This is a genomic window from Streptomyces sp. NPDC001381 (assembly GCF_042895685.1).
Lineage (GTDB): Bacteria > Actinomycetota > Actinomycetes > Streptomycetales > Streptomycetaceae > Streptomyces.
Window position 1 is genome coordinate 87,836 of the sequence record NZ_JBIAWO010000017.1, and the last position, 7,208, is coordinate 95,043.

Here is a 7,208-nt window from a genome sequence, read left to right on the forward strand (position 1 = left end):
GCCCGGAATGGGAATGCCCTGCTCCGGCGTTGCAGCCCCGTGGAGGGCGTCCCGCCCCCTCCGTCCGGCATGCCCGCAGCAAGGAGGAACGCCACGTGAGCCACTACGCCAGCAGGCTCGGGCGTCGCTCTCCGGCGGTATCACCGCGGCTCAGGCTCCACCGCCGCCCCCGCCGTGTCGCGATGCTCTCCGTGCACACCTCGCCGCTCCACCAGCCAGGCACCGGCGACGCCGGCGGCATGAACGTATACATCGTCGAGCTCGCGCAGCGCCTCGCCGCGATCAACATCGAGGTCGAGATCTTCACGCGCGCGACGACCGCCGCCCTGCCCCCGAAGGTGGAGATGGCCCCGGGCGTCCTGGTCCGCCACGTCGACGCCGGTCCCTACGAGGGCCTCGCCAAGGAAGACCTCCCCGCCCAGCTGTGCGCCTTCACCCACGGCGTGATGCAGGCCTGGGCGGGCCACCGCCCCGGCTACTACGACCTCGTCCACTCGCACTACTGGCTCTCCGGCCACGTCGGCTGGCTCGCCGCCCAGCGCTGGGGCGCCCCCCTGGTGCACGCCATGCACACCATGGCCAAGGTCAAGAACGCCAACCTCGCCGACGGCGACACCCCCGAGCCCGCCGCCCGCGTCATCGGCGAGACCCAGATCGTCGAGGCCGCCGACCGCCTCATCGCCAACACGGCGGAGGAGGCCGACGAACTCGTACGGCACTACAGCGCCGACCCCGGCAAGGTCGCCGTGGTCCACCCGGGCGTCAACCTGGAGCGCTTCTCGCCCGCCGACGGCCGCGCCGCCGCCCGCGCCCGCCTGGACCTCCCCCAGGACGCCCTGGTCCCCCTCTTCGCGGGCCGCATCCAGCCCCTCAAGGCCCCCGACGTGCTGCTCCGCGCGGTCGCCGTGCTCCTGGACGAGCGTCCCGAGCTGCGGTCGCGGATCGTCGTGCCGGTCGTCGGCGGCCCCAGCGGCAGCGGCCTCGCCAAGCCGGAGGGCCTGCAGAAGCTCGCCGCCCGGCTCGGTATCGCCGACGTCGTACGGTTCCGCCCCCCGGTCGGCCAGGACCAGCTCGCGGACTGGTTCCGGGCCGCGTCGCTCCTCGTCGTCCCCTCCTACAGCGAGTCCTTCGGCCTGGTCGCGATAGAGGCCCAGGCGGCGGGTACCCCGGTGCTCGCGGCGGCGGTCGGCGGCCTTCCGGTGGCCGTCCGGGACGGCGAGACCGGCTTCCTGGTCCAGGGCCACGATCCGGCGGCGTACGCGCGCGTGCTCGCGCGGTTCGCCGACGCCCCGGAACTGCCCGCCCGCATGGGCGCGGCCGCCGCCGCCCACGCCCAGTCCTTCGGCTGGGACACCGCGGCCGCCGCCACCGCCGACGTCTACACGGCCGCGGTCCAGGCCCACCGCCGTCGCGTACGCTCCCAGCATGGGTGACGCGGAGAAGAGGGCGGCAGAGGTCCTGGAGGGCTTCCTGAAGGAGGCCGAGCTGGAGTGGGAGAGCCCCCGGCCCGGTACGTACGTGGTCCAGCTCCCCGGCACCCGCAAGCTGAAGACGACGGTGTCCCTGATCGTCGGCCGCCACTCCCTCTCGCTGAACGCGTTCGTCATCCGCCACCCCGACGAGAACGAGTCCGGAGTCCACCGCTGGCTCCTGGAGCGCAACCTCAAGCTGTACGGCGTGAGTTACGCCGTCGACCAGCTCGGCGACGTCTACGTCACGGCCCGCCTCCCCCTCGCCGCCGTCACCCCCGAGGAGACCGACCGCCTGCTGGGCCAGGTCCTGGAGGCGGCGGACGGCGCCTTCAACACCCTCCTCGAGCTGGGGTTCGCCTCGGCGATCCGCAAGGAGTACGCGTGGCGGGTCTCCCGGGGCGAGCCGACGCGCAACCTGGAGGCCTTCGCACACCTCACGCAGCGTCCCGCCGACTGACCCCGCGCCGCGGGAGCAGGGCACGCTCCGGCTCAGCGGACGGCGGACGTGCGGCGATACCGCCCCGGCGTCACACCCACCAACTTGCGGAAGTGGCGCGTGAGATGGGCCTGGTCGTAGAAGCCGGCCGCCGCCGCGACCTCGCCCGGCGGCAGCCCGTCGAGCAGCAGCCGCCGCGCGCGGTCGACGCGGCGGGCCGTGAGGTACTGGTGCGGGGCGATGCCGTACGCGCGGCTGAACGCCCGTACGAGATGCGCGGGATGGGCCTGGACGACCCGCGAGGCCTCCTGCAGACCGATGCCCTGGACGACGTACGCGTCGAGGAGTTCCCGCAGCCGGCGGGCGAGAACCGGGTCGGGGCGCGGGGCCCGTACGGCGGCCTGCGCGGGACGCCGCAGGTGGTCCCGCAGCCGCTCCCCGATCAGCGTCAGCCGGCTGTCCGCCTCCAGCTCGTCGCCGGGCCGGGCGAGCGCGGAGTGCAACTGGCCCACCCGCCGCCGCAGGACGGGATCGCGCAGGTCGGGCGCGTCGACGGCGGGCCCGATGAGCTCCTCGCCGAGCACGCCGGCGTCGAGGTACAGCACCCGCTTGCGGAAGCCGCGCGGATCGGCGGGCGAGCCGTTGTGCGGCACGTGCGGCGGGAGCAGCGAGACCGTGTCGTGCGGGGTGCCGTGCTCGTGCCGGTCGAGGTCGTACCGTACGGCGCCGTCGTCCACGATGAGCAGGGTCCACGCGTCATGGACGTGCATGGGGTACGCGTACTCGGTGAAGTGGGCGTGGAAGACCTCGACGACGCCCCGTACGGCCGGGCGCCAGGCGGAGACTTCCTGCCGGGTGGCCATGCAAAGAACGTACAAGACCGGGTGGTGGGCCGGACGGCAGTCTCACTGCATGAGCACGAACACCACCGCATCCGTCGAACCCGTCCGCTTCGACACGAAGATCGCCGTCCTGCTGCGCGAGGACCTGGAGCCCTGGCAGCGGCTGAACGTCACCGCGTTCCTGGTCAGCGGCCTGGGCACGGTGGTCCCCGAGGTGATCGGGGAGCCGTACGAGGACGCCGACGGCGTGGGCTACCTGCCGATGTTCCGGCAGCCGGTGCTGGTCTTCGAGGGCACGAAGGAGACGCTCGCCGCCGCCCACGCGCGCGTGCTGTCCCGGGCCCTCCCGCGCGCGGTGTTCACCGGCGACCTCTTCGCCACCGGCAACGACCGCGACAACCGGGCGGCGGTGCGGGCCGTACCGACGGCGGAGCTGGACCTTGTAGGCCTCGCCGTCTACGGGCCGCGGAACGCGGTGGACAAGGTGGTGAAGGGGGCGCGGATGCATCCGTGAGGTCCCGGGGACGAGCCCCCGCGCAGGGGCTCAGGCGGTGCCGACCTCGGCCGCCGCCCCGGACATACGGCCGTCGGTATCCACGCTGCCGTCGGCAGCCAGGCTGCCGTCGGCGACGGGCTCCTCGGCCGGCAGACGCCGCATCAGCACGCCGTACCCGGCCCCCGCGACCGTCCCCACGACCGCGCACATCCCCCACAGCCACTCCGCCCCGAACCGGTCGATGACGAACCCGGACATCACCGGGGCGACCAGGGAGGCCACCGCCCAGGACAGGGTGTACATGCCCTGGTAGCGGCCGCGCCCGTGGGCGGGGGAGAGGCGGACGACCAGACCGGTCTGGGTCGGCGCGCTGACGATCTCGGCGAGCGTCCACACGCAGACGGTGAGCGCGAAGACGCCGACCGAGCCGGCGAAGGCGGTGAGCCCGAAGCCGTACCCGGCGAGGACGGAGGAGATCACCAGCAGCCGTCGCGGGTCCCGGTGCTCGATGAACCGGGTGACGGGGATCTGCAGCGCGACGATCAGGACGCCGTTGACGGCGATCGCCATGCCGTACCCGGCCGGGGTGAACCCGGCCGCCCCCATGGCCACCGGCAGTCCGACCGACCCCTGCTGGAAGACGAGCGCGACGAGGAAGGACAGCCCGACGACACTCATGAACCGGGTGTCCCGCAGGACGGTCCCCAGCCCCACGGAGTCCTCCGCCACGGCCTTGGCCCCCCGCTCGGGCCGCGACTCGGGCAGCTTGAGGAAGACGACGACGGCGCACACGAGGGTCATCCCGGCCTCGATCAGGAACCCGGCGCGGTAGCTGAACTCGGCGATGAACCCGGCGGCCATGGAGGAGACGGCGAAACCCAGGTTGATGGCCCAGTAGTTGAGCGAGAAGGCCCGTACCCGGTCCTCGGGCCGCACGATGTCGGCCATCATCGCCTGCACGGCGGGCCGGGAGGCGTTGGAGGCCGCGCCGACCAGGAAGGCGACACCGGCGATGGCGAGGGGATCGCTGACGAACCCGAGGGCGGCGACCGACACGGCCGTCGCGGTCTGGGCGAGGAGCAGGGTGGGCCGCCGCCCGATCCGGTCCGCCATCACTCCGCCGCCCAGCGAGGAGACGACCCCGCCCAGCCCGTGCAGGGAGGCGACGAGCCCGGCGTAGGAGGCGGAGTACCCGCGGTCGAGCGTCAGGTACAGGGCCATGAAGGTGGCTACGAAGCCGCCGAGCCGGTTGACGAGCGTGCTCGTCCACAGCCACCAGAACTCACGGGGCAGTCCGGAGAGGGTTTCGCGCGCGGCACGTCTGAGTGAGGCGACGGACATGACGGAGTCCCCCGTAGGTAAGTGGCGTAGGCGGTGCTCAGAACTTACGCACGGGGTGATCGGGGAGGCCACTCAATTAACAGATCCCGTCAACCGTCCGCGGTACGAGCAGGGGCGCAAGGGATCAGGACGGTGGATTACGCTCATAGCCATGGCCGACGCACCGTACAAGCTGATCCTCCTCCGCCACGGCGAGAGCGAGTGGAACGCGAAGAACCTGTTCACCGGCTGGGTGGACGTCAACCTGAACGAGAAGGGCGAGAAGGAGGCAGTCCGCGGTGGCGAGCTCCTGAAGGACGCCGATCTCCTCCCCGACGTGGTCCACACCTCCCTCCAGAAGCGAGCGATCCGCACCGCGCAGCTCGCCCTCGAGGCCGCCGACCGCCACTGGATCCCCGTCCACCGCAGCTGGCGCCTGAACGAGCGCCACTACGGCGCCCTCCAGGGCAAGGACAAGGCCCAGACCCTGGCCGAGTTCGGCGAGGAGCAGTTCATGCTCTGGCGCCGCTCCTACGACACCCCGCCGCCGCCGCTCGAGGACGGCACGGAGTTCTCCCAGTCGGACGACCCGCGCTACGCCACGATCCCGCCGGAGCTCCGCCCCCGCACGGAGTGCCTCAAGGACGTCGTCATCCGGATGCTCCCCTACTGGTACGACGGCATCGTCCCCGACCTCCTGGCCGGCCGCACGGTCCTGGTCGCCGCCCACGGCAACAGCCTGCGCGCCCTCGTCAAGCACCTCGACGGCATCTCCGACGCCGACATCGCGGGCCTGAACATCCCGACAGGCATCCCCCTCTCCTACGAACTGGACGCCGACTTCAAGCCGCTCACCCCGGGCGGCACCTACCTCGACCCCGACGCAGCGGCCGCCGCCATCGAGGCGGTCAAGAACCAGGGCAAGAAGAAGTAGATTTTGTGATCATGCCCCCGACCTGCGGTTTCTTTGCAGGGCGGGGGCTTTCTGGTGGGGCTGGGCCGTCTCTGGGTGGTCAGTTGCTTGGTCGGGCCGTCAGACGTTGCGAGCACGCCGCCACTCGTAGGCGCCGGGTGATGTCTCGACGACCTCGCGGGGGTAGGCCTCGCGGGCCTGGGCGAGCAGGTCGCGCTGCTCGGTGACCCACTTCGGTGGTGGCATGAACAGCGGGACGGTGACAGTGACTCCTGACGACGGCCCGTCGTGCACGGACACCCAGAGCCCGCCGCTCTCGTCAGGCTTGAACTTCAACGAAGGAGTTCGCCCGGATATGAGCCACGTGGCGAAGCGGCCGGACTCCAGGGTTGCCAAGGCGTCCTCCCAGTCCGCCAGGTCCTCAGGGAGAAGGGTTACCGAGAAGTTGCCGTTGACGGATTCCGCCTTGATGACGATCTCGCAGTCGAGGAAGTCGTGGCCGGTCAGAATTCCCGGTTGATAACGGCCCAGGATGCGCACGGAGACACTGTGTCCGCTGGTGCCGGGCCTGTCGGCCAGGTGGATCAGATTGATGACGTCATCCGTCGAGCCCATGGATTTCCCTCCCCGAAGCGACCAGGTCCGAGCATCCTGCCGGACCACCTGCGGCTCTCACGGTTCGGGGTGCAGACGCTTCGAAGGGACGTCAGACACGGCTCTGCTGGTCCGCTCCCGGCTGGAAGGCATGAGATGGGCGTACACGCGCAGCGTCAGGCCAGGGTCCGAGGGGCCCAAGTTCTCGGCAAGGACCTTGATGTTCTCTCCGGCGTCCAGGAGCACCGAGGCGTAGAAGCGGCGGAGCGCGTGCATGCCGTTCCCGCGGAACTCGGCGTACGACTCGCCGGCTTCCGCCCACCGCGCGGCGCGATGAAGACCAGGCGCCGGACGTGTCCACCGCAGCCAGATCGTGCGGGGAACCACGAGGAACAGCGGGTATCCAGCCGACCGTCCACCAGGCGTCTGCGCCCCTCCACCGCAGGTCAGGCCCAGAGCAAGCCCTGGATACCCCGAGCTTCCCAAGTTGATTGCTCTCGGCATCAGCCTGTCAGCGGCGGCACAACCTCACGAGTAGAAGCCGGACCCGTACTCGTCATGACCGCATACGAAGTCGCCAGGACGCTCCGCCCTCAGTACCTCGTATCTGGCGGCAAAGACATCCAGGGCCTCATGGAGCGAGCAGCCCAGGTGATCACGGAGAGTCTTGAGACCCTTGATGATTTGGTGGCTGAGAATCTGCTCGTCGGCAACGTCGACTGCGGCGCCATCGGTCATGGCTTGATCGAATCCGATGGGTGGCTCATTGGGCAACTCCGGACCTGGGCCGTCTCTGGGTCGCCGAGGACGCTCGACAGTGGCCAAAGACGACCACTGACGATCACCAGGCGTACGGGCTCACCTGCCCTGAGCAGGGAAAACGCAGGTCACCGAGATCCCCGGCAAGCCCCAGGGCAAGAGGAAGTAATTGGCCGCTGACAAGCCCCCCGCCTGCGGTTTCCGTCGGTAGGGGGCTTGTCGCTGTGCAGGGCGAGAGCCGGAGAGCGCGGTCCCGGTGGAAGGAGCCATCGGACACTGCCTACTGACCTTCAAAGCGTGGTGTCGGTAGGGCTGACGGTCCATGATCCCTGCGGTACGCCAAGTGCATGAGGTATGCGCAAGGGGGCGGGCTGAC

8 protein-coding genes and 1 pseudogene are annotated in these 7,208 nt (G+C 70.7%); 4 read left to right on the forward strand and 5 right to left on the reverse strand.

Annotated elements, in window-relative coordinates:
- Nucleotides 1-95: 95 nt before the first annotated feature.
- Together mshA and ACFY2L_RS37820 are read left to right on the forward strand one after the other, a co-directional pair.
- On the forward strand, nt 96-1,433 hold the full coding sequence (gene mshA, locus ACFY2L_RS37815) for a D-inositol-3-phosphate glycosyltransferase (RefSeq protein WP_390660527.1): 1,338 nt from the start codon (nt 96-98) through the stop codon (nt 1,431-1,433).
- Nucleotides 1,426-1,929, forward strand: coding sequence for a YbjN domain-containing protein (locus ACFY2L_RS37820; protein WP_390660526.1), 504 nt, complete (start codon nt 1,426-1,428; stop codon nt 1,927-1,929). The genes mshA and ACFY2L_RS37820 overlap by 8 nt, the downstream gene beginning before the upstream one ends.
- A gap of 32 nt (nt 1,930-1,961) precedes the next feature.
- On the opposite strand, the gene ACFY2L_RS37825 is transcribed toward ACFY2L_RS37820, so the two are convergent.
- Nucleotides 1,962-2,771 (reverse strand): AraC family transcriptional regulator, encoded by an 810-nt coding sequence (locus ACFY2L_RS37825; RefSeq protein WP_390660525.1) that lies wholly within the window; start codon nt 2,769-2,771, stop codon nt 1,962-1,964.
- Nucleotides 2,772-2,820: 49 nt separating this feature from the next.
- Here ACFY2L_RS37825 and ACFY2L_RS37830 point away from each other — a divergent pair, with 49 nt between their 5' ends.
- On the forward strand, nt 2,821-3,264 hold the full coding sequence (locus ACFY2L_RS37830; RefSeq protein ID WP_390824599.1) for a DUF2000 family protein: 444 nt from the start codon (nt 2,821-2,823) through the stop codon (nt 3,262-3,264).
- A 30-nt stretch (nt 3,265-3,294) separates the two neighbouring features.
- Here ACFY2L_RS37830 and ACFY2L_RS37835 read toward each other — a convergent pair whose 3' ends face one another.
- The gene (locus tag ACFY2L_RS37835; RefSeq protein WP_390824600.1) at nt 3,295-4,587 is read right to left on the reverse strand and encodes an MDR family MFS transporter; all 1,293 of its coding nucleotides are present in this window, start codon (nt 4,585-4,587) and stop codon (nt 3,295-3,297) included.
- Nucleotides 4,588-4,738: 151 nt separating this feature from the next.
- Between ACFY2L_RS37835 and ACFY2L_RS37840 the strand changes: the two genes are divergently transcribed.
- Nucleotides 4,739-5,500 carry a phosphoglyceromutase gene (locus tag ACFY2L_RS37840; protein ID WP_390660522.1) on the forward strand — a complete coding sequence of 254 codons (762 nt, stop codon included), beginning with the start codon at nt 4,739-4,741 and terminating at the stop codon, nt 5,498-5,500.
- A 99-nt stretch (nt 5,501-5,599) separates the two neighbouring features.
- Here ACFY2L_RS37840 and ACFY2L_RS37845 read toward each other — a convergent pair whose 3' ends face one another.
- From ACFY2L_RS37845 to ACFY2L_RS37855, 3 genes and pseudogenes are all read right to left on the reverse strand, one after another.
- Nucleotides 5,600-6,094 carry a DUF5959 family protein gene (locus ACFY2L_RS37845; protein WP_390824601.1) on the reverse strand — a complete coding sequence of 165 codons (495 nt, stop codon included), beginning with the start codon at nt 6,092-6,094 and terminating at the stop codon, nt 5,600-5,602.
- Between the two features lie 57 nt (nt 6,095-6,151).
- Nucleotides 6,152-6,382 (reverse strand): annotated as a pseudogene (locus ACFY2L_RS37850) (site-specific integrase); the annotation flags it as partial.
- Nucleotides 6,383-6,601: 219 nt separating this feature from the next.
- Nucleotides 6,602-6,811 carry a hypothetical protein gene (locus ACFY2L_RS37855; protein WP_390660520.1) on the reverse strand — a complete coding sequence of 70 codons (210 nt, stop codon included), beginning with the start codon at nt 6,809-6,811 and terminating at the stop codon, nt 6,602-6,604.
- Between the last annotated feature and the right edge of the window lie 397 nt (nt 6,812-7,208).

Bases quoted from the DNA above. Each gene is read 5' to 3' on its own strand.
- ACFY2L_RS37820 (WP_390660526.1), top strand. From the start codon at position 1,426: ATGGGTGACGCGGAGAAGAGGGCGGCAGAGGTCCTGGAGGGCTTCCTG.
- ACFY2L_RS37825 (WP_390660525.1), bottom strand. From the start codon at position 2,771: ATGGCCACCCGGCAGGAAGTCTCCGCCTGGCGCCCGGCCGTACGGGGC.
- ACFY2L_RS37830 (WP_390824599.1), top strand. From the start codon at position 2,821: ATGAGCACGAACACCACCGCATCCGTCGAACCCGTCCGCTTCGACACG.
- ACFY2L_RS37835 (WP_390824600.1), bottom strand. From the start codon at position 4,587: ATGTCCGTCGCCTCACTCAGACGTGCCGCGCGCGAAACCCTCTCCGGA.
- ACFY2L_RS37840 (WP_390660522.1), top strand. From the start codon at position 4,739: ATGGCCGACGCACCGTACAAGCTGATCCTCCTCCGCCACGGCGAGAGC.
- ACFY2L_RS37845 (WP_390824601.1), bottom strand. From the start codon at position 6,094: ATGGGCTCGACGGATGACGTCATCAATCTGATCCACCTGGCCGACAGG.
- ACFY2L_RS37855 (WP_390660520.1), bottom strand. From the start codon at position 6,811: ATGACCGATGGCGCCGCAGTCGACGTTGCCGACGAGCAGATTCTCAGC.